At 72.3% G+C, this 19,475-nt stretch carries 13 protein-coding genes; 8 read left to right on the top strand and 5 right to left on the bottom strand.

What is annotated here, in order from left to right; translation table 11 throughout:
- Positions 1 to 6 precede the first annotated feature (6 nt).
- A complete protein-coding gene (locus L3i22_RS15335; RefSeq protein ID WP_255658255.1) occupies positions 7 to 705 on the top strand; it encodes a DUF4386 domain-containing protein in 699 nt (232 codons plus the stop codon).
- On the opposite strand, the gene L3i22_RS15330 is transcribed toward L3i22_RS15335, so the two are convergent.
- The gene (locus L3i22_RS15330) at positions 674 to 1,261 is read right to left on the bottom strand and encodes a TetR/AcrR family transcriptional regulator (RefSeq protein ID WP_221327635.1); all 588 of its coding nucleotides are present in this window, start codon (positions 1,259 to 1,261) and stop codon (positions 674 to 676) included. The two genes, L3i22_RS15335 and L3i22_RS15330, sit on opposite strands and share 32 nt — an antisense overlap.
- Before the next feature lie 78 nt (positions 1,262 to 1,339).
- Here L3i22_RS15330 and L3i22_RS15325 point away from each other — a divergent pair, with 78 nt between their 5' ends.
- From L3i22_RS15325 to yaaA, 3 genes are all read left to right on the top strand, one after another.
- Positions 1,340 to 2,125: a class I SAM-dependent methyltransferase gene (locus L3i22_RS15325; RefSeq protein WP_221327634.1), complete on the top strand. Its 786-nt coding sequence runs from the start codon at positions 1,340 to 1,342 to the stop codon at positions 2,123 to 2,125.
- Between the two features lie 18 nt (positions 2,126 to 2,143).
- Positions 2,144 to 3,070, top strand: coding sequence for an LLM class F420-dependent oxidoreductase (locus L3i22_RS15320; RefSeq protein WP_221327633.1), 927 nt, complete (start codon positions 2,144 to 2,146; stop codon positions 3,068 to 3,070).
- 208 nt (positions 3,071 to 3,278) lie between these two features.
- A complete protein-coding gene (gene yaaA, locus L3i22_RS15315) occupies positions 3,279 to 4,088 on the top strand; it encodes a peroxide stress protein YaaA (protein ID WP_221327632.1) in 810 nt (269 codons plus the stop codon).
- 3 nt (positions 4,089 to 4,091) lie between these two features.
- Here yaaA and L3i22_RS15310 read toward each other — a convergent pair whose 3' ends face one another.
- Positions 4,092 to 4,658: an FKBP-type peptidyl-prolyl cis-trans isomerase gene (locus L3i22_RS15310; protein ID WP_221327631.1), complete on the bottom strand. Its 567-nt coding sequence runs from the start codon at positions 4,656 to 4,658 to the stop codon at positions 4,092 to 4,094.
- A gap of 170 nt (positions 4,659 to 4,828) precedes the next feature.
- Here L3i22_RS15310 and L3i22_RS15305 point away from each other — a divergent pair, with 170 nt between their 5' ends.
- The 3 genes from L3i22_RS15305 (at position 4,829) to L3i22_RS15295 (ending at position 12,945) form a co-directional block, all read left to right on the top strand.
- Entirely contained in the window at positions 4,829 to 5,704 is an 876-nt protein-coding gene (locus L3i22_RS15305) for a hypothetical protein (RefSeq protein WP_255658254.1), read from the top strand.
- Between the two features lie 72 nt (positions 5,705 to 5,776).
- On the top strand, positions 5,777 to 11,161 hold the full coding sequence (locus tag L3i22_RS53475; protein WP_255658253.1) for an MMPL family transporter: 5,385 nt from the start codon (positions 5,777 to 5,779) through the stop codon (positions 11,159 to 11,161).
- 374 nt (positions 11,162 to 11,535) lie between these two features.
- On the top strand, positions 11,536 to 12,945 hold the full coding sequence (locus L3i22_RS15295) for an SDR family NAD(P)-dependent oxidoreductase (RefSeq protein ID WP_221327630.1): 1,410 nt from the start codon (positions 11,536 to 11,538) through the stop codon (positions 12,943 to 12,945).
- Positions 12,946 to 13,011: 66 nt separating this feature from the next.
- Here the strand turns inward: L3i22_RS15295 and L3i22_RS15290 are convergent, their stop codons facing one another.
- The 3 genes from L3i22_RS15290 to L3i22_RS15280 all read right to left on the bottom strand — a co-directional run bounded on the left by L3i22_RS15290 (position 13,012) and on the right by L3i22_RS15280 (position 17,529).
- Positions 13,012 to 13,629: a hypothetical protein gene (locus L3i22_RS15290; protein ID WP_221327629.1), complete on the bottom strand. Its 618-nt coding sequence runs from the start codon at positions 13,627 to 13,629 to the stop codon at positions 13,012 to 13,014.
- Positions 13,630 to 13,709: 80 nt separating this feature from the next.
- Positions 13,710 to 14,513, bottom strand: a complete 804-nt coding sequence (locus L3i22_RS15285; RefSeq protein WP_221327628.1) for a hypothetical protein — start codon at positions 14,511 to 14,513, stop codon at positions 13,710 to 13,712.
- Positions 14,506 to 17,529, bottom strand: coding sequence for a DEAD/DEAH box helicase (locus L3i22_RS15280; RefSeq protein WP_221327627.1), 3,024 nt, complete (start codon positions 17,527 to 17,529; stop codon positions 14,506 to 14,508). Before L3i22_RS15280 ends, L3i22_RS15285 begins: the two co-directional genes overlap by 8 nt.
- A gap of 281 nt (positions 17,530 to 17,810) precedes the next feature.
- Between L3i22_RS15280 and L3i22_RS15275 the strand changes: the two genes are divergently transcribed.
- Positions 17,811 to 19,466, top strand: coding sequence for a bifunctional diguanylate cyclase/phosphodiesterase (locus L3i22_RS15275; RefSeq protein WP_221327626.1), 1,656 nt, complete (start codon positions 17,811 to 17,813; stop codon positions 19,464 to 19,466).
- The last annotated feature ends 9 nt before the right edge of the window (positions 19,467 to 19,475 follow it).

Raw genomic sequence — 19,475 nt, 5'->3', positions numbered from 1 at the left:
GCGCCGATGTCCCCGCGCACCGCCCGTCTGACCGGTCTCGCCTATCTCGGACTTGCCCTCTTCGGGCTGCTGGGCCACCTGATCATCCAGAGTCGGCTGTACGTCGCCGGCGACGCGGCCGCGACCATCGCCGGCCTCTCCGCGCACGGGACGCTCGCCGGTCTCGGCGTCGCCGCCGACGTCGGGGTCGTCGTCACCCAGGCGCTCGCCGCGGTGCTGTTCTTCCGCCTGTTCCAGCCGCTCGGCGCTCTCCCGGCCGCCATGATCGCCGGGTTCGGGCTGATCAACTCGATGATCGTGCTCGTCGCGACGATGTTCACCGCCGCGGCGCTGGCGTCGGTCCGGGCCGGCGATCCGGTTCCGGTGCTTCTGATGTACGAGCTCAACACCGCCGCCTGGACGCTGGGCGGCGTGTTCTTCGGGCTCTGGCTGATCCCGATGGGCCGGCTGACGCTGCGGTCGCCCGACCTGCCCCGGCTGCTCGGGTGGATCCTGATCGCCGGTGGCGCCGGGTATGTGATCAGCGCGTTCGTCGCCTATCTGGCGGCGGGTACGACCACGGTCACGACGGTACTGGCCGTTCCCGCCTCGATCGGCGAGTTCGTGATGATCGGCTTCCTGCTGTTCAAGCGGCGGTGGAGCTCAGCACCTCCGGCCGCACCCCGGCTTCCCCTCACGCCCCGGCCGAGTTCAGCACCGAGGTGACCATGCGGTGGACGTCCTGCTCGGTGGGGCGGGCGCCGGTGCGGTCGGCGAAGAGCAGGTGGCCGGTTCCGATCAGGATCGCGGCGAGCGTGTCCACCTCGGCGCCTGCCGGGATCCGGCCCCGTTCGCGCTCGGCGGCCAGGTAGGCAGCGATCATCTCGGCGGCCTCGGTGAGCACCGGCACCCCGGCCGGCCAGGTGCGCCGCAGCCGCGCCCGCAGCCCGTCCCGGAACGTGATCAGCGCGACGATCGCCACCGCCACCGACTCGAAGACCGCGATCAGGGCCGTGGTCAGGTTCCCGGCGACGGTGCCGGCGCCGGCCCGCGACTCCAGGGTGGCCGCCTCCACGGCGAGCCGTTCGACCCGGTCCAGGACGTAGTCGGCGAGGAACGCGTCGAAGTCCTCGAAGTGCCGGTGCAGGACGCCCTTGGCGCAGCCGGCCTCGGTGGTCACGGCGCGGCTGGTCAGGCCGCTCGGCCCGTCACGCAGCAGGATCCGGTCGGCGGCGTCGAACAGCTGACGACGTACGTCACGGAGGGCGACCCCTGTCGGCACCGGCGTTCCCTTCTGCGGTTTTCCCGTCGCCCAACTTACCGGCTTCCCGAGTGGGCGCTTGCCCACTAAAGTGGGCGCATGCCCACTCATCATCTTCGTGCGGCCGCCGAGTCCTTCGGCAACGACGCCGCGCGGTACGACCGCACCCGCCCGCCGTACCCCGTCGCCCTGCTCGACCGGATCCTGGCCGCGTCGCCCGGCCGGCGCGTGCTGACCGCCGGCTGCGGCACCGGCATCGAGTCGCGCCAGTTCCGGGACCTCGGCTGCACCGTCCTCGGCGTCGAGCCGGACCCGCGGATGGCCGCGTTCGCCCGCGCCACCGGCATCCCGGTCGAGCTCGCGAAGCTCGAGGACTGGGAGCCGGCCGGCCGCACGTTCGACCTGGTCACGGCCGGCACCGCGTGGCACTGGATCGACCCGGTCGCCGGGGCGCGGCAGGCCGCCCGGGTGCTCGTGCCCGGCGGCCGGCTGGCGCCGCTGTGGCACGTGTTCACCCCGCCGGACGAGCTGACCGACACGTTCGGGGCGACGTTCCGGCGCCTGGTGCCGGACTCGCCGTTCGACCCGGGAAAGCGGCCGGCCGGGTCCGCGCTCGACGGCTACCGGCCGATCCTGACCGCGGCGGCGGACGGGATCCGGGCCGCCGGCGGCTTCGCCGAGCCCGAGGAGTGGCACGAGGCGTGGGAGAAGGCGTACACCCGGGACGAGTACCTGGACCAGATGCCGACCTCGGGCGCGCTGACCCGGCTGCCCGCCGAGCAGATCGCCGAACTGCAGGCGACGGTCGGCGCGGTGATCGACCGGATGGGCGGCGGCTTCACCATGCGATATGTCACGGTCGCGGTCACCGCGGTCCGGGAGTGACCACAGTAGAATTACCGAGTGTTACTACGAATCATGACCGAGCCCCAGGAGGGCGCCTCCTACGACGACCAGGTGGGGCTGGCCCGGCAGGCCGCGGAGTGCGGGTTCGACGCGTTCTTCCGCAGCGACCACTACCTGCGGCAAACCGACTGGAGCGACGGTCTTCCCGGCCCCACCGACTCGTGGCTCACGCTCGCCGGGCTGGCCCGCGAGACGTCCCGGATCCGGCTCGGGACGCTCGTCAGTTCGGCTACCTTCCGTGATCCCGCGACGCTGGCGCTGACCGTGGCCCAGGTCGACCTGATGAGCGGCGGGCGGGTCGAGCTGGGGCTCGGGGCCGGGTGGTTCGAGGCCGAGCACCGGGCGTTCGGGCTGGAGTTCCCGGACGCGGCGACGCGCTTCGCGCGGCTCGAGGAGCAACTGGAGATCGTCACCGGGCTGTGGGACACCCCCGATGGGGAGCGGTTCGGCTTCGAGGGGAAGCACTACCGGATCGAGGACAATCCCGGGCTGCCCAAACCCGCCCAGCGTCCCCGGCCGCCGGTGATCATCGGGGGCAAGGGGAAGAAGCGGACGCCGGCGCTGGCCGCGAAGTATGCCGACGAGTTCAACGCGCCGTTCACCTCGCCCGGGGAGAGTGCGGAGCTGTTCGAGCGGGTGCGGGCGGCGTGCGGTGCGGCCGGGCGGGATCCGGGGACGCTGGCGCTGTCGGTGGCACACGCGACGATCGTGGGGCGGGACGACGCCGAGGTCGGGCGGCGGCTCATGGCGTACGGGAAGGATGGTGCTTTTCTTCGGGAAAATGGCCTCGTGGGGACGCCGGGCGAAGTGGTCGACCGGCTGGGGCGGTATGGGGTGGGGCGGGCCTACCTGCAGATCATCGACCAGCGCGACCTTGATCATCTGGAGCTGATCGCGGCGGAGGTGCTGCCGCAGGTGCGGTGACAGGTGCGGTGAGTTGTCCACACCGCGGGGCTGTCCACAGGCGGGCGGCACGATCTTGGGGATCCGGGCGACAATTACGGCAGAGGCGGTGGCCCCCCTCAGGGAGGGCGGGTCCTGTTTTTTTACGGGCGGGGCTTTCTGGGCCGGTCCTGTTTTTTACGGGCGGGGCTTTCCTGGGCCGCCCTCCCCCGGCGACTAGTCTCGCGACGTGCTGATTCTGCTGCCGCCCTCCGAGGGGAAGACCCCCGCCACCGCCGGGTCCCCGGTCGACCCGGCCGAGCTGTGGCTCCCCCAGCTCGGCCCGGCCCGCAACCGGGTGCTGACCAGGCTGGTCGCGATGTGCCGGCGCGGCAGTGCCCGTTCGGTCGCCGACTCGCTGCGGGTGCTCGGGCTCAGCGAGGGGCAGCGCGGCGAGATCGCGCGGAACGCGGAGCTGCCGGAGGCGGCCGCGGCGCCGGCGGCCGAGGTCTACACCGGGGTGCTCTACGAGGCGCTGGGCGCGGCGACGCTCGATGACGCCGCGCGGGCATGGCTGTTCGAGCGGGCGATCGTCTTCTCCGGGCTGTGGGGCGTGGTCCGGCTCGGGGACCGGATCCCGGCCTATCGGTGCTCGGTCGGGGTCACGCTGCCCGCGCCGGTCGGTGGGCTGACGCCGTACTGGAAGAAGGGTTTGCAAAAGGCCCTCGACCAGGCGGCCGCCGGCGGACCTGTGCTGGATCTCCGCTCGGGCGCCTATGCGGCGATGTGGGCGCCGCCGGCGGCGAGCGCGAGCCGCGCCGCGGCCCTGCGGGTGCTGCACGAGCGCGTGGTCGGCGGGGTGCCGAAGCGGTCGGTGGTGAGCCACTTCAACAAGGCCACCAAGGGGCGGCTGGTCCGCGCCCTCGCGGTGGAGGGCGCGGCGCCGGCCAGCGTCGACGAGCTGGTGACGATGTTGCGCGACCTGAAGTTCACGGTCGAGGAGCAGCCGGCCGCCGCCGGGAAGCCGCGGCAGCTCGACGTCGTCGTGGCGGAACTGTAGAAGTTACTTCGCGTCCAGGATGTCGACGACGAAGCGCAGGTCCTGGTCCTTGTAGGCGAGCGCGGCCGGCACGTCCATCTGGATCCGGCTGCCCACCTTCTGCCCCGGGATGCCCTGGTCCCAGCCCTGGATGAGCTGGCCGGCGCCGATCTGCGAGGTGAACGGCTGGCCGCGGCTCCAGGAGGAGTCCATCACGGCGCCACCCTTGTACGGGATCAGCTTGTAGTTGAACGTCACGGTCTGCCCGGCCTGGACGACCGGCCCGGTGCCCTTGACCAGCTCGGTGATCACCAGCTTGGTGAGCGGCCCGCCGGTGCCGGCCTGCACGTCCGGCTCCTTGGACAGCTCGGCGGGGACGGCGCCGGCCGACGCCGGGGCCGGGGCGGGCGGGACCGCCGCCGCCGCCGAGGTGGTCGCGGCCGCGTTGGTGGTCGCGGCCGGCTTGTCGTCGCCGCCCGCGCGGACCACGACGAACACCACCACCAGCACGACGAAGACGAGCGCGCCGGCCAGTCCGCCCATGATGGCCTGGCTGCGGCGTTTGGCCGCCGCGGCGGTCCGGTCACTCATCTGCTGACTCCTTCGGGACGGTCAGGACGGGGATCGATCAAAGGGGGAAACTCCGGACACCGTACTCGGATCGGCCGGGGATGCCGCGGGAAACCTCCGCCGAATCGCCGATGCGGATGATCAACCGTACGGGCCGTACCTGATCCCGCCCTTCACGCACTCCGATGAAGATGAGATCGTTTCACCCGCTGCCGTCCGATCTTTCCTCCCTTCTTGGAGACCCGTTGCTGCGCCGTCGTCGCCTCGAGGTGCCGGATGTGCTGCTCAAGCCCGGCAAACGCCAGTGGCGCGAACATCTCGGCCCGGCCATGGTGATCATGGTCGGCGTTCTTGTCGTGGTCCTGGTCGGCATCGCCGCCCTGGTCAGCCGGAACAGCGGCCACTCGGACGCCGACCCGGCGGCCGGTGCGCTGATCGACCCGACCCTGGACCAGGTCCCGATCCCGCTGCCCAGTCCGTCCGTCTCGACCAGCCCCGCGCCGATCAACGCGATCACCATCGAGCAGGGCACCGTGCCCGATATCGTCGATCTGAGCGACGAGGGCAAGATCGACTGGGTGCACTGGGGCGAGAACGGCCTCTACTCGCTGGAGCGGAACGCCACCGGCGGGTTCGCCATCCTGGAGGGCACCCCGTCCGCGCCCCGCCAGCGGCACACCCTCAGCCCGGAACGGTTCCGCTGGACCGGCGGCGCCCCGGCGGCCGACAACGCCGGCACCACCAGCGGCGTCCGCACGTGCGGCGCGGGCAACGGCTTCACCCTCTCCGCGCCGGCCACGCCGGAACCGCGCAAGCTGCGCCTCTACCTCGGCGTCTCGGGCGCGGAGGGCCTGCTCAAGCTGAAGCTCACCACCGGCTCGCTGATCACCGGCGGCGACTCGGTCACCTCGCGGATCGTCGAGGAGAAAAGTTCCATGACGACGGCCAAGTACACGATCAGCTACCGCTCCACCAAGCCTGGCAAGATCTCCATCGAGTGGATCACCGAGAAGTCCTTCGACTCGGACTGCGGTGGAGTCGCGCTCGAAGCGGCGACTCTCTTCTAGACATTTTTTCCAAGATTTATTTCTGTACGAACCGGTGCGCGTGCCTCGCCACCCACCGGGAAAGGGGACAGGGTGTTCGCGGGCTGGGGATCGCGGGTCGCCCGCTTCCGATGGCCGGTACTGATCGTCACGCTGGCCGTGGTGATCGGCGCCGGAATCTGGGGCATGGGCGTTTTCGGACAGCTCACCGAGGGCGGTTACGCCGATCCCCAGAGCGAGTCGGCGCGCGCCGCCGACGTGGTCGCGGCGGCGACCGGGGGCCAGGGCGGCGACGTCATCGCGATCTACACCCCGGTCCAGGGCGTCACGATCAACGACCCGGCGCTGACCAGGCGGATCAAGGAGCGGCTCGGCACGCTGCCGAAGTCGTCGGTGACCGGGACGCTGTCGTACTGGGACAAACGGAACGCGGCCTACGCCGCGAAGGACAAGTCCAGCGCGGTCGCGATCATCACGCTGGCCGGCGCGGACGACGGCGAGAAGACCGAGGCGTACGGCGCGATCGAGAACCGGTTCAGCGTCGACGGCGCCACCGTGCAGCTCGCCGGCGGCATCCCGCTCGCGCACACCTCCAACCAGCGATCCACCGACGACCTCGGGTCCGCCGAGCTGATCTCGATGCCGATCGTGCTGATCCTGCTGCTGTTCATCTTCGGCTCGCTGGTCGCCGCGTCCCTCCCGGTGATCGTCGGCGGCTGCGCGGTGCTCGGCTCGCTGGGCGTGCTGAACGCGATCGCTGTCGGACACGAGGTGAACTCGTTCGCGGTGAACGTGGCCAGCCTGCTCGGGCTGGGCATGGCGATCGACTACGGGCTGTTCATGGTCGGCCGCTTCCGCGAGGAACAGGCCGCCGGGCACGACCCGGCCGAGGCGGTCCGCCGCACCGTCGCCACCGCCGGCCGCACGGTCGTCTTCTCCGCGACGTTGCTGATGACCGCGCTGGCGGGGCTGTTGCTCTTCCCCCAGGGCTTTCTCAAATCCTTGGCGTACGGCGGTCTGGCCGCGGTCTTCCTCGCCGCGCTGCTGTCGCTGACGCTGTTGCCGGCGATCCTCGCGATCCTCGGGCCGCGCGTCGACAAGCTGCCGGTCCGGCTGCCCGGATCCGCCGGCGCCGGCACCGGCTGGCAGCGGCTCGCCGGGTTCGTGCTGCGCCGCCCGGTCGTCGTCGCGATCCCGATCCTGGCCGGGCTGATCGTGCTCGCGCTGCCGATCGCGCACGTCCGGTTCGGCGAGAACGACGAGCGGGTGCTGCCCGCCGGGGACCCGTCCCGGGTCGCGATCGAGACGCTGAAGCTGTCGTACCCGCAGTTCAGCAGCGACGGCGTGCAGGTCGTGCTGCAGGGCCCGGCCGACTCCTCGGCCACCTTCGCCGACCGGCTCGCCAAGATCCCCGGGGTCGCGTCGGTCAACCAGTCCGGCGCCGGCAAGGACGTCACGGTCTTCAACGCCGCGCTGGCCAGCAGCGACTCGTTCAGCTCGCCGGCCCGCAAGGTCGTCGCCGACATCCGGGCGCTCCCGGCGCCGGCCGGCACCCAGGTCCTGGTCGGCGGCGTCACCGCCCGCAACGTCGACAGCCTCAAGGCGATCGGCGACCAGCTGCCGTTGATGGTCGCCCTGCTCGCCGGGGCCACCCTGCTGCTGATGTTCCTGGCCTTCGGCTCGATCCTGCTGCCGATCAAGGCGGTGGTGATGAGCGCGCTCAGCCTCAGCGCCACGTTCGGCCTGCTCGTCTGGCTGTTCCAGCAGGGCCACGGCTCGGGGTTGCTGAACGTGACGCCGGCGCCGCTGGAGGCCGGGATCGTGGTCCTGATGGCGGCGGTCGTCTTCGGGCTCTCCACCGACTACGAGGTGTTCCTGCTGTCCCGGATGGTGGAGGCGCGGGCCAAGGGCGCCACCACGGCCGAGGCGGTCACCGTCGGGCTCAGCCGGACCGGGCGGGTGATCAGCGCCGCGGCCCTGCTGCTGATCGTGGTCACCGGGGCGTTCGCCCTCTCCACGATCACCACGATGCGCTTCGTCGGCGTCGGCATGATCATCGCGTTGGTGCTGGACGCGACGGTGGTCCGGATGCTGCTGGTCCCGGCGGTGCTGGCGCTGTTGGGTGACGCGGCGTGGTGGGCGCCGGGGCCGCTGCGGCGCTTGCAGGAGCGGGCCGGCCTGGCCGAACACGCCGGCGAGCCCGCAGCCCTGCACGCCGCCCTGCCCGCAGCTTTGTCCTCAGCCGCAGCCTCATCCTCGGCCGGCGCGTTGACCACGGTCGGCGCTTTGTCCGGGGCTGGCGCTCTATCTGGGGCTGGCGTTTTGTCCGGGGCCGGCACTTTGTCTGGGACTGGCGCTTTGTCCGGGGCCGGCGATCCCGAGACCGAGATCCTGCACTACGACGAGATCGCCGCACACCTGGCGGAGAAGTCACTCGCCGGCTCGAACGACGCGACGACCCTCCTGCCGGTAATCAAGGACGACGAGGATTCGCTGGTCACGGCCCCGGACGAAACCTCGATCATCGTCTGGGACCCCGACGAGGACACCACCCCGGAAGCCGACCCCACCGACGCGGCCGCATCCCTCTCCCCCGAGACCGGCGGCCCGTCAGCTCCCGATGAGGACGCCCTCCCCGCGGATACGAGCCTTTCGGACACGGCCGCCCCCGAGGCCCTCTCCCAGGACGAAGCCTCCCAGGACTCCATCGCATCCCAGGACGAGCTCTCCCAGGACTCCGCCGCGTCCCAGGACGAGCTCTCCCAGGACTCCATCGCATCCCAGGACGAGGCCTCCCAGGACTCCGCCGCATCCCAGGACGAGCTCTCCCAGGACCTGGCCGCCGAAAGCACGGTGTCTGAGGACAAGGCCGCTCAGGACGGTGTCCACTCCCAGGACACAGCGTCCCAGGATCCGACCTCCGAGGACGCCGCCACGACGACGGACACGGCCTCCCTTGCCCTGGCCGGCAGCGGCGCCTTCGACGTCACCCAGATAATGCCGATCTACCAGGCCGCTCGCAGGTTCACCGACGCCACCGCCTCGGCCACCACCAGCCCGGCCACCACCCCGGCCGACAACGACCTCGACACCGGCCCAGCTACCACCCCAGCCGACAACGACCTCGACACCGGCCCGGCCGCCTCTCCCGCCGACAACGACCTCAACGCCGCCCCCGCCACCACCCCGGCCGAGGTCGCGGACGCTACGCCGGGGCAAGACGCCGAGCCAGAGCAAGACGCCCAGCCAGAGCAAGAAGCCGAGCCGGAGCAGGAAGCCGAGCCGGAGGCTGCGCTGGCGGCCGACGACGCGCCGGAGCTGGCCGCTGACCAGGCGCAGTTGGCCGCTGACCAGGCGCCTGAGGAGGCGCCTGAGTTGGCCGCTGACGAGGCGCCTGAGTTGGCGGCCGACGAGGCGCCTGAGAGCGGCGCGAAGGCGGCTGAATCGTTCGACAGTGAGACGCTCTGGGCGCAGGTCGAGGCCACTCTGGCCGCAGGCGCCGAGGCGGTAGCCGCTGACCCGCCCAAGTCGCCGGCCGACCCATCCGACATTTCCGAAATGTCGGTAGAGGACTGGGTCTCAGAGACTGCCTCCACGACGGAGACCAGCGTCGCGGCCGAGGTGGACACCGCTGCCGGCACGGCTCCGGAGTCCGGCGAAGAGCTTCCGTCGGACGGCGAGACAGCTCCGCTCATCAGCCCTGAGGCTTCGGACGAACCCGGGGCGACAGATGGGCCGGCTGAACCCAGGACAGCCGCTCCTACGGTCCCGGAGGCCGCTACCCCAGCCACTCCGGAGCTGCCCGCCACGCCGGAGGACACGCAGAGTGCCCCGGCCCTGGAAGCCGAAGTATCGGATGAAGAGACCGCTACTCCGGACCAGGCGGCGGAGGCGGACGCCGCCGAGCAGATCCCGGACGTGCACGACTCCGAGCAGGTCGCGGAGGTAGACACCGACGAGCAGACCCCAGACGTGGACACCGTCGAGCTGGTTGCGGATGCGGAAGCTGCTGAGCTGGACGCAGATGCGGACGCCGCCCAGCTGGATGCGGATGCGGACGCCGCCGAGCCGGATGCAGTCGTGGACACCGCCGAGCCGGATGCAGGCGCAGGCGCCGCCGAGCTGGATGCAGACGCGGGCGCAGCCGAGCCGGATGCAGACGCGGGCGCAGCCGAGCTGGATGCAGAGGCGGGCGCAGCCGAGCCGGATGCAGAGGCGGGCGCAGCCGAGCTGGATGCGGGTGTTGGGGCTGGGGCGGCCGGTGCGATTCCGGCTGAGGTGGCGGATGCGTTTACCTGGGTGTCGGATCCTAGGATCGCCGGGATCCTGGGTGGGGCTGAGGACGCTGAGGCTGACGCGGATCCGGATTTCACGTGGCTTGCCGCTACCGCTGCGATGCCTACCATCTCGGCGGCTACCGATTCTGCGGACGACGCGGCCGGCTCCGGGCAGGAGATTCCTGGCGATCAGGAATCGGTGACCGGTGCTGAGGAGGAGACGGGGGCGCGGGCGAGCCGGCCGGCGACTCTGGGGGACCTTCCGGCGCGGCCTCGGCGTCCCAAGGCTGTCTCCGTAGCGGAAACTGGCGAATCGGCTGAGGCTGCGGTCGTCGATCAATCGGACGAGGCAACGGTCTCCGGAAAACCGGCCGAGACGACGGCCTCGGAAGAACCGGCCGAGACGACCGTCTCGGAAGAATCGGCCGAGACGACGGCCGCAGAAGAACCGGCCGAGACGACGGCCTCGGAAGAACCGGCTGAGACGGCGGTTTCAGGGGAACCGGCTGATGAGTCGGTCGTGGAAGGGCCGGCGGAGCAGGCGGCTGCTGAGGAATCGGGTGACGGGGTCGAGGAGTCGGCTGCGGATGGGAGCAGTCCGGCGGCGGTCAGCGGAGCCGGGTATGGGCGGCGGCCGCAGACGCTCGGGGATGTCGCTCCGGTCAGTTCGGTTCCGGTCAGTTCGGCGCCGATGCGGCGGCCGCAGACGCTGGACGAATGGCTGCACGGAAGTCCGGCGCAACCGCGTCCGCAGAGCCTCGACGACTGGATGGCCGGCGACAACCGGCCGGTCAGCTCCGCCGGGCCGCGCCCGCACGGGTCAGGCAACGTGACCGGGGAGAGCCGGCCGGGCAGCTCGGCTGGGCCTCGGGGTGAGACGGCCGGTGGCCCGCAGGGTGACAACAGCCGGCAGGTTGGTTCGGGGCGGGGGCCGGGTGAGGCCGGGACGCAACGGCCCCGGAACCTCGGGGATCTGCCTCGTCCGCAGAGCCTCGGTGATCTGCCGGGCAAGCCGCCGACTCCGGGGCGCCGGCCGGCGACGCTCGCCGACCACACGCCCGACAAGGATCGGGGCCGCCGATCCAACGGCGGACCCGGGCAGGCCGGAAACGGTGACCGGCCCACGAACGATGGCCCCGGCACGAACGGTGGCCCCGGCGCGGCCGAACGCCACGCGGACCCGGACCCGACCGCGTCCTGAGCAGCCCGACCCGAACGACCAGCGCGACCCGAACGACCAGCGCGACCCGAACGACCAGCGCGAACTGGACGACCAGCGCGAACTGAGCGTGAGCGTGCCCGCCCGGCCACCACCCGGGCGGGCCGCAACGAAAAGCCCGACGTGCTCAGCGCCACACCCGAGCCGGCACGCCACCACCCGAAGAGAGCCCACCAAACCCGGGAACTGGCTGCTCAGGCCGCATCCGAGGGGACGTGCTAACCGCCGTACCCCCAAGCAATCGGACGGACCGTGAGAAAGCAGCGACCGCAACCAAAGGCAAACCGGATGGCGGCCGATAGGACCGCCCGTAATAAAGTGCCTGCGGAAGTGCGGCTGCAGAGGAGAAGCAACGAATGACCGGCAGTGACCCGACCGTTGGCGTGGACCCGGATCGCCTGGCGGTCTGCCTCGCCGTGCTGGCCGAGGCGGAGGCTCTGCCGGTGGAGCATCCGGACGCGGTGCAACTGCGGCGGGCGACGGCGGGGCTGTTCAAGACCGCGAAGCTCCAGCGGCGCAAGGATCGGCGGCAGGCGGTTCTGGAGAACGACCGGTCGGTGACCGAGGCGACCGCGACCGGGGCGCCGGGGCGGATCGACGACGAGACGGCCGGGATTCCGCTGACCAGCGCGACGGTCGGGGCCAGCGCCGGGGTGCTGAAGCAGGCGCGCGGGTGTTACGTGTGCAAGCAGCGGTTCACCGTTGTCGACGCGTTCTACCACCAGCTCTGCCCGGACTGCGCGAAGCTCAACCACGAGCGCCGGGACGCGCGCACCGATCTGACCGGGCGGCGGGCGCTGCTCACCGGCGGGCGGGCGAAGATCGGGATGTACATCGCGCTGCGGCTGCTGCGCGACGGCGCGGATCTGACGATCACGACGCGGTTCCCGCACGACGCGGTCCGGCGGTTCACCGCGATGCCGGACAGTGCGGACTGGATCGACCGCCTGCACGTGGTCGGCATCGACCTGCGGGATCCGGCGCAGGTGGTGGGCCTGGCCGATTCGGTGGCGGCGCGCGGGCCGCTGGACATCCTGGTCAACAACGCGGCGCAGACGGTGCGGCGGACGGCCGGTTCCTACGCCGCGATCGCGGCCGCCGAGTCCGAGCCGTTGCCCTCCGGCAAGCTGCCCGAGCTGGAGTACTTCGGCAGTGCCGGCATCTCCCCGGCGGCCGTGCTGACCTCGGGGAACTCGACCCTGACCGCGCAGCAGATCACCGAGCTGGCGCTGACCGCGCGGTCGGTGGCGATCGACGCGGGCGGCCTGGTGCCGGACGTGACGCCGACGAACAGCTGGAGCGACCGGGTGCACGAGGTCGACCCGCTGGAACTGCTCGAAGTTCAGCTGTGCAACGTGACCGCGCCGTTCATCCTGGTCAGCCGGTTGCGTCCGGCGATGACCCAATCAAAATTCCCTCGACGGTACGTCGTGAACGTCTCCGCGATGGAGGGCATCTTCGCCCGCGGTTACAAGGGCGCCGGTCACCCGCACACCAACATGGCGAAGGCCGCGCTGAACATGCTGACCCGCACCAGCGCCGTCGACATGTTCGCCGACGGCATCCTGATGACCAGTGTGGACACCGGCTGGATCACCGACGAGCGCCCGCATCCGACGAAGATGCGGCTGCACGAGGAAGGGTTCCACGCGCCGCTGGACCTGGTCGACGGGGCGGCCCGGGTGTACGACCCGATCGTGCGCGGCGAGCAGGGCGAGGACGTGTACGGCTGCTTCCTCAAGGACTACGCGCCAGTGGCCTGGTAATACACCGATAAAAACGGATAAAAGCGAAACGGGCCACACCCCGGCCGGGAGTGTGGCCCGCACGCGTCACGGCCTCGGCCAGCCCTTGGGCCCCTGACCACCCTGCGGCCCACGGTCACCCATGTCCTGCGGTCCGCGATCGCCCGGACCTTGCGGCCCACGGTCACCCATGTCCCGCGGCCCCCGGTCGCCCATGTCTCGCGGCCCACGGTCACCCATGTCCCGCGGCCCACGGTCACCCATGTCCCGCGGCGGGAAGTTCATCGGCCGCCCGTGCGGCCCCGGGCCGTCACCCCCACGGATGTGGAAGGGCCGCCCCGCGAAGTCCGGCCGGTACGGCCAGCCACCGGGCCACGACCCGCGCCAGTCGTCCCACACCCAGTCGTCATCGTCGACGACCAGCTGGAACACCCAGCCCCGCCAGCCGTAGTGGATCGGATCGCAGTCGTAGTCGTCCCACGCGTGGAACCGCCGGCCGGTGAACCCGGCCCGCTCGCACGCCCACTCGGTGCGGTAGTAGCCGACCACGTTCTCGTCGCCGAAGCCGGACGCCCGGCCGGCGGTGCTCCCGCTGGTGGACGACTGGCCGGTGGACGGGGCGGCCTGCACCGGGCCCGCGCCGATCATCGCGCCGGCGGCGAGGCTCATGCCGGTGAGCGCGAGGAAACGCTGTGCTCTGTTCATGTCACACCTTTTCCGGACATAGCGTCAATACCCAACTAGCGCATCACGCCCGTCCGGAGCCTTCCGGCGTTTCCGGGGAACTAGTCCGTTCGACCGACCCCCGACGTGTCCGGAAGGTGCAGGTACGCGGGCCGCAGCACCTCGTTCAACGGCCGCCCGTGATGGGTCAGCCGCGGCGGGTCGAGCTGGTCGAGCAGCGCGTCGGAACGCCCGCCGAACCCGTCCTGAACAGGTGATTCGCCAAGATCCAGGGAGCGCCCCCAGAACGCGGCCGGATCGTCGGGATCGATCAGCGGCGCCTCCGGCTCGGCGGGAGTTTCCGCCCGGGTGGCCGTTTTCGCATCATCGGTGACCTCGGCCGCGTTTACCGCGGCGGCCTCCCGCAGGCGCCGCAGCCGCATCAGCAGCTCGTCGCGGTGCCGCCCGCGCCAGGTGAACACCTCGAACGGGTCCGCCTCGAACGCGCGGGCCAGGGCATAGATGGTCGCCGCGAGGTGGATGCACGGCACCGGCCAGCGCTCGCAGGTGCAGTCCATCGCCACCTCGTCCAGCGACAGCGGCAGCAGGGTCAGCCCGGCGTCGTCGAAGACCGACTCGATGCCCGGCGGCATCCGGCCGTCGAGCAGGCCGGCCACGAACCGGGCCTCGCTGACCAGGGCGGACTCGACGCGGGCCCACTCGGCGGCGCCGAACGCGCGGACCGCGATCCGGGACCGGAACGCGACCGGGTCGTCCGGGCCGCGGACCTGGGCGACCGCGAGGCTGCTGGAGACGGTCAGGCTGCGCACGTGCCCGGCCCGCTCGTCGCGCCGGCCCCGGGCGAAGGTCGGCCCCATCCGCAGCGACTCGAACATGCCCAGAAAAGCGGGAGCGAAGTCAGTCAACGATTGCCTCCGGAGCCAGTGCGAACAGATCCCGCAACTCGGTCGCGGACAGCGCGGTCAACCAGCCCTCCCCCGACCCCACCACCCGCTCGGCCAGCACGCCCTTGTCCACCAGCAGCTGGTCGATCCGCTCCTCCAGGGTCCCGAGGCAGACCAGCGTGTGCACGTGCACGTCCCGCCGCTGCCCGAGCCGGAACGCCCGGTCGCTGGCCTGGGTCTCGGTCGCCGGGTTCCACCACCGGTCGACGTGCACCACGTGGTTCGCCGCGGTCAGGTTGATCCCGGTGCCGCCGGCCTTCAGCGACAGCACGAACACCCCCGGCTGCTCGGCCGCCTGGAACTCGGCGACCATCGCGTCCCGGGCCCCGCGCGGGGTGCCGCCGTGCAGGAACGGCACCTTCACCCCGAACCGCGCGGCGAGGTGCGGCGCGAGCATTCCGCCGAACCGGGCGAACTGGGTGAAGACCAGCGCGCTCTCCCCCGCCCCCAGTGCGCGGTCCAGGATCTCCTCCAGCCGGTCCACCTTGCCGGACCGGCCGGGCAGCGGGGACGCGTCCTTGAGCAGCAGCGCCGGGTGCACGCAGACCTGTTTCAGCTTGGTCATCGCGGCCAGCACAACGCCCTTGTGCCGCTCCTGGTTCCAGTCGGCGAGGCGTTCCTGCATGTCGTCGAGGACCGCCTGGTAGAGGCTGACCTGCTCGGTGGTCATCCCGCACAGGTGCCGGACCTGGCGTTTGGTCGGCAGGTCGCCGGCGATCGCCGGGTCGGCCTTGGTGCGACGCAGCAGGAACGGCCGGGTCGCCTGCCGCAGCCGGGCGGCGGCCTCCTCGTTCTCGTACCGCTCGATCGGCACCGCGAACCGGGCGCGGAACGTGTGCGCGGACGCGAGCAGCCCCGGGTTGACGAAGTCCAGGATGGACCAGAGCTCGGCCAGCCGGTTCTCCACCGGGGTGCCGGTCAGCGCGATCCGGTTCCGCGCCGGGAAGCGCCGGACCGCCTTGGACGCCGCGCCGGCGCTGTTCTTGATGTGCTGCGCCTCGTCGAGCACCACCCGGTCCCACGAGATCTCGGCGAGCTTGTCCGCGTCGAGCACCGCGGTCGCGTAGGTGGTCAGCACCAGATCGACATCATCGAAGGAATCGACGGAAACCGACCGGTCGGCGCCGTGCAGCACCGTGACCCGCAACGCCGGGGCGAACCGGGCGGCCTCGCGCTGCCAGTTCCCGAGCACCGACAGCGGGCAGATCAGCAGTGCCGGCCCGTCCCGCCGGTGCAGCAGCAGGGTCAGCAACTGCACGGTCTTGCCGAGGCCCATGTCATCCGCCAGGCACGCGCCGAGTCCCAGCGAGTCCATGAAGACCAACCAGGAGAAACCCCGGATTTGGTACGGCTTGAGCACCCCGTTCAGCCCGTCGGGCGGATCGATCAGCTCCAGCCGCTGGTCCAGCTCCCCGCTGAGCAGGTCGGCCAGCCACCCCTCGCCGCGCGCGTCGGTGATCGGCAGCGGCAGCCCCTCGGGCGGCAGCAGCCGGGTCATCCGCAGCGCGTCGCCGGCCGTCATCGTCCCGCCGCCCCGGCGCAGGAACGCCAGCCCGGCCGCGAGCCGGTCGGCGTCCATGAACACCCAGCGCCCGCGCAACCGGACCAGCGGCACCTTGGCCTTGGCCAGGTCGGCGAGGTCGTCCTCGGTCAGCGTGCGCCCGCCGAGCGCCAGCCCCCACTGATAGTCGACCAGGTCGCGCAGCCCGGTCGTCCGGTCCCGCATCACGTGCGCGACCGTCTCCGGCGTGCGGACCCGCAGGGACAGGCCGAGCCCGGAGCGGCGGCGCCACCAGGCCGGCAGCAGCACGCCGTACCCCGCCTCCTCGAGCACCGCGGCGTGGCTGAGGAAGCCGTGCGCGCCCTCGGTGTCCAGGATCATCTCGGCGGGGCGGGCGGCGCGCAGCGCGTCACCGAGCGCCGGCCACAGCCGGGCGGCCCGGCCCAGCCCGGCGAGCAGCCGCTCCTGCGGGTGCGAGGTCCACCGGCGCAGCGGGGCGGACGCGTCGCGCCAGACGTCGGCGGCCGGGACCAGCACGCTCGGCTCGTCGGCGGCCTGCAGCAGGAACTCCAGCCGCCAGGCGTCGTTGGGCAGCCGCACCTCGCCGGGCAGCACCGGCTCGTGCTCGCGCGGGTCGCCGAGCCGGAAGCAGACCCGCACCTCGGCGCCGCGGGCGGCCTGCGCGAACCAGGCGTCCAGGGTGCGGATCAGCTCGTCCAGCTCGTCGTGCGGCGCGGTGAACTCGGGCTCGCCGGTCAGCGCGCCCAGCCAGCCGCCGTCGGCGAGGGTCACCTCGGACTCCGCGAGCCGGATCCGGGTCAGGCCGTCGACCAGCCGGTCCAGCGCGGCGGTGAGCAGGCCGGCCGGGGCGGCCACGTCCGGCGTGTGGTCGCCCGGGCGGGCCGGGCGGGTCTCGGCGCCGGCGGCGGTCTCGGCGCGGCAGGCCGGCGGCATCCGGTCCAGCAGGGTGGCGTGCCGGGCCGCGTCGGCGCCGATCAGCACCGGCCGCCAGCAGGCCGCCGGGCGCGGGCCGTCCAGCCGCACGCCGGGCAGCACCCGGCCGCGCCGGACCAGGCTCGCGGCGAACCCGCACAGCTCGATCAGCCAGCGGACCGCCGGGGAGACCCGGCCGTCGAACTCGGCGGCCAGGTCGGTGTCGAGGAACGGCACGCCGACCGACGGGACCCGCCACACCCGGGCGCGCCGGGCGCCGCGCCGGGGCGGGAGCCCGACCTGCGGGGAGGGCAGCGGACCGGCGCCGGTGGACGGGAGCGTGAGCAGGGCCGGCTCGCGCCGGTCGCCGGCCGGCAGGTCACCGGCGGGGACGGCGAACGGGTGCCAGGGGACGCCCCGGCCGGCCGGCGGGACGTCGAGCGGGGCGCCCGCCTCGGCCCACAGGTTCAGGCCGCCGTCCCGGCTCACGAACCCGTGCAGGACCCGGACGCCGGACTCGCCGCTGGGCAGGACGGTGCTCACGCGTACGTCGCCATCGTCTTGATCTTGATCTTGAAGGAAGGAATCGCGCGGAGCTCGGGCACGCGCACGACTCTAGGCCGACCCTCCGACAAGTTCCGGGAAGGCCGGTGCGCGCGGCGAACTGTCCGGAAAGCGAAAGCGGGCCGGGCGCAAGCAACCGTTCCGAAAACGATTCATTACAAGTCTGCCCGCGCATCGGACAGCCGGGCATAATCGTGATCCGCCGGTCCGGTGGCGTATCGGCGGTTCACGATGGTTGCGGGTCGAGGGGAGGCGGGCACGTGCACACCCCCGTGCTCGCGGACCTGGCCGCACCGGTGCCGATCACCCCGCCGGACACCCCGATGGGCGAGATCGAGGCCGCCCTGCGCGGCGATCCGGAGCTGCTCGGCGTCGTCACCGAGGCCGAGGGCGAGCTCTACCTGGTCGACCGCGGCTTCCTCGACCTGATCCTGGCCGGCCGGCTCGGCTACGGTCGCGCCCTGCTGCAGCGCAAGCCGCTGCGCAGCCTGCTGCGCCGGCCGGCCCTGGTGCTCCCGGCCGGCACCGGCTGGGGGGACGCGGCGCGCGCCGCGATGCAGCGGCCGGACACGGTCAAGGCGATCCCGCTGGTGGTGCGGTTCGGCGACGGCACGGTCGGGGTCGCGCCGGTCGGCCCGCTGGTCGAGCACCTCAGCCGGCGGTACCAGGCGATGGCGCACACCGACGACCTGACCGGGCTGGGCAACCGGCGCGGCCTGCTGGAGCAGCCGGCCCCGGGCCCGCGGGCGGCCGCCTGGGTGATCGACCTCAACCGGTTCAAGGAGATCAACGACTCGCTCGGCCACAGCCGGGGCGACGAGCTGCTGCGGCACGTCGCCGACGCGCTGACCGGCGCGTGCGCCCCGGCCCGGGCGTTCCGGGTCGGCGGCGACGAGTTCGTGGTCCTGACCCCGGACGCCGACGTCTGGCCGGGCACCGATCCGGCCGAGGCGGGACACAAGCTGCTGCACGCCATCCAGGGGCCGTTCGCGGTGGCCGGCGTCCCGATCACGGTCGAGGCCTCGATGGGCATCGCGGTGATCGGCCCGACCGGCTGCCGGGACCTGGGCGACCTGGTGGCCCGGGCGGACGCCGCGATGTACGCGGCCAAGCGCGACCGCACCCGGATCGAGCTCTGGCACGCCGCGCTCGCCACCGACGCCATCGACCTGGAGCTGGACACCGACCTGCGGGCCGCGATCCGCGACGGCGAGCTGGTCCTGCACTACCAGCCGCTGGTCGACGCGCGGACCCGGGCGACCGCCTCGGTGGAGGCGCTGGTCCGCTGGTCGCACCCGCGGCGCGGGCTGCTGCCGCCGGGCGTCTTCCTGCCGCAGGCCGAGCGCTCCGACGTGATCCACCTGCTGACCGCCGCGGTGCTGGACGACGCGGTCCACCAGGCGGCGCGCTGGCACCGCGCGGGCCGGACCGTGCCGGTGGCGGTGAACCTCGCCGCCCCGGTCCTCGCCTCGGACCGGGTGGTGGCCACGATCGGCGACCTGCTGGCCGGGACCGGGCTGCCGGCCGAGGCGCTGATCGTCGAGGTGACCGAGAGCGCGGTGATGACCCGGCCGGCCGAGAGCGCTGATCGGTTGCGGACACTGCGGGCGATGGGCGTCCGGGTCGCGATCGACGACTTCGGCACCGGCAACACGTCGCTGGGCCTGCTCACCCAGCTGCCGCTGGACGAGCTGAAGCTGGACCGCTCCTTCGTGACCCGGGTGCACCAGCCGGCGAACCGGGTGATCGTCGAGTCGGTCGCCCGGATGGCGCACGGGCTCGGGCTGACCCTGGTCGCCGAGGGGGTGGAGGACGAGCGGACCGCGGAGACGCTCACCGAGCTCGGCTTCCACCTGCTGCAGGGCTACCACTTCGGCCGTCCGGAGCCGGTCGAGATTTTCGCTGCCACGGAATAATCTTCCCAG

Origin of the sequence: Actinoplanes sp. L3-i22 (assembly GCF_019704555.1) — a bacterium.
Lineage (GTDB): Bacteria > Actinomycetota > Actinomycetes > Mycobacteriales > Micromonosporaceae > Actinoplanes.
Note: the sequence above shows the minus strand (reverse complement) of the source record. Positions and strands in the feature narration are given on the sequence as shown.

Bases quoted from the DNA above. Each gene is read 5' to 3' on its own strand.
- L3i22_RS15335 (WP_255658255.1), top strand. From the start codon at position 7: ATGTCCCCGCGCACCGCCCGTCTGACCGGTCTCGCCTATCTCGGACTT.
- L3i22_RS15295 (WP_221327630.1), top strand. From the start codon at position 11,536: ATGACCGGCAGTGACCCGACCGTTGGCGTGGACCCGGATCGCCTGGCG.
- L3i22_RS15290 (WP_221327629.1), bottom strand. From the start codon at position 13,629: ATGAACAGAGCACAGCGTTTCCTCGCGCTCACCGGCATGAGCCTCGCC.
- L3i22_RS15305 (WP_255658254.1), top strand. From the start codon at position 4,829: ATGAGATCGTTTCACCCGCTGCCGTCCGATCTTTCCTCCCTTCTTGGA.
- L3i22_RS15310 (WP_221327631.1), bottom strand. From the start codon at position 4,658: ATGAGTGACCGGACCGCCGCGGCGGCCAAACGCCGCAGCCAGGCCATC.
- L3i22_RS15325 (WP_221327634.1), top strand. From the start codon at position 1,340: ATGCCCACTCATCATCTTCGTGCGGCCGCCGAGTCCTTCGGCAACGAC.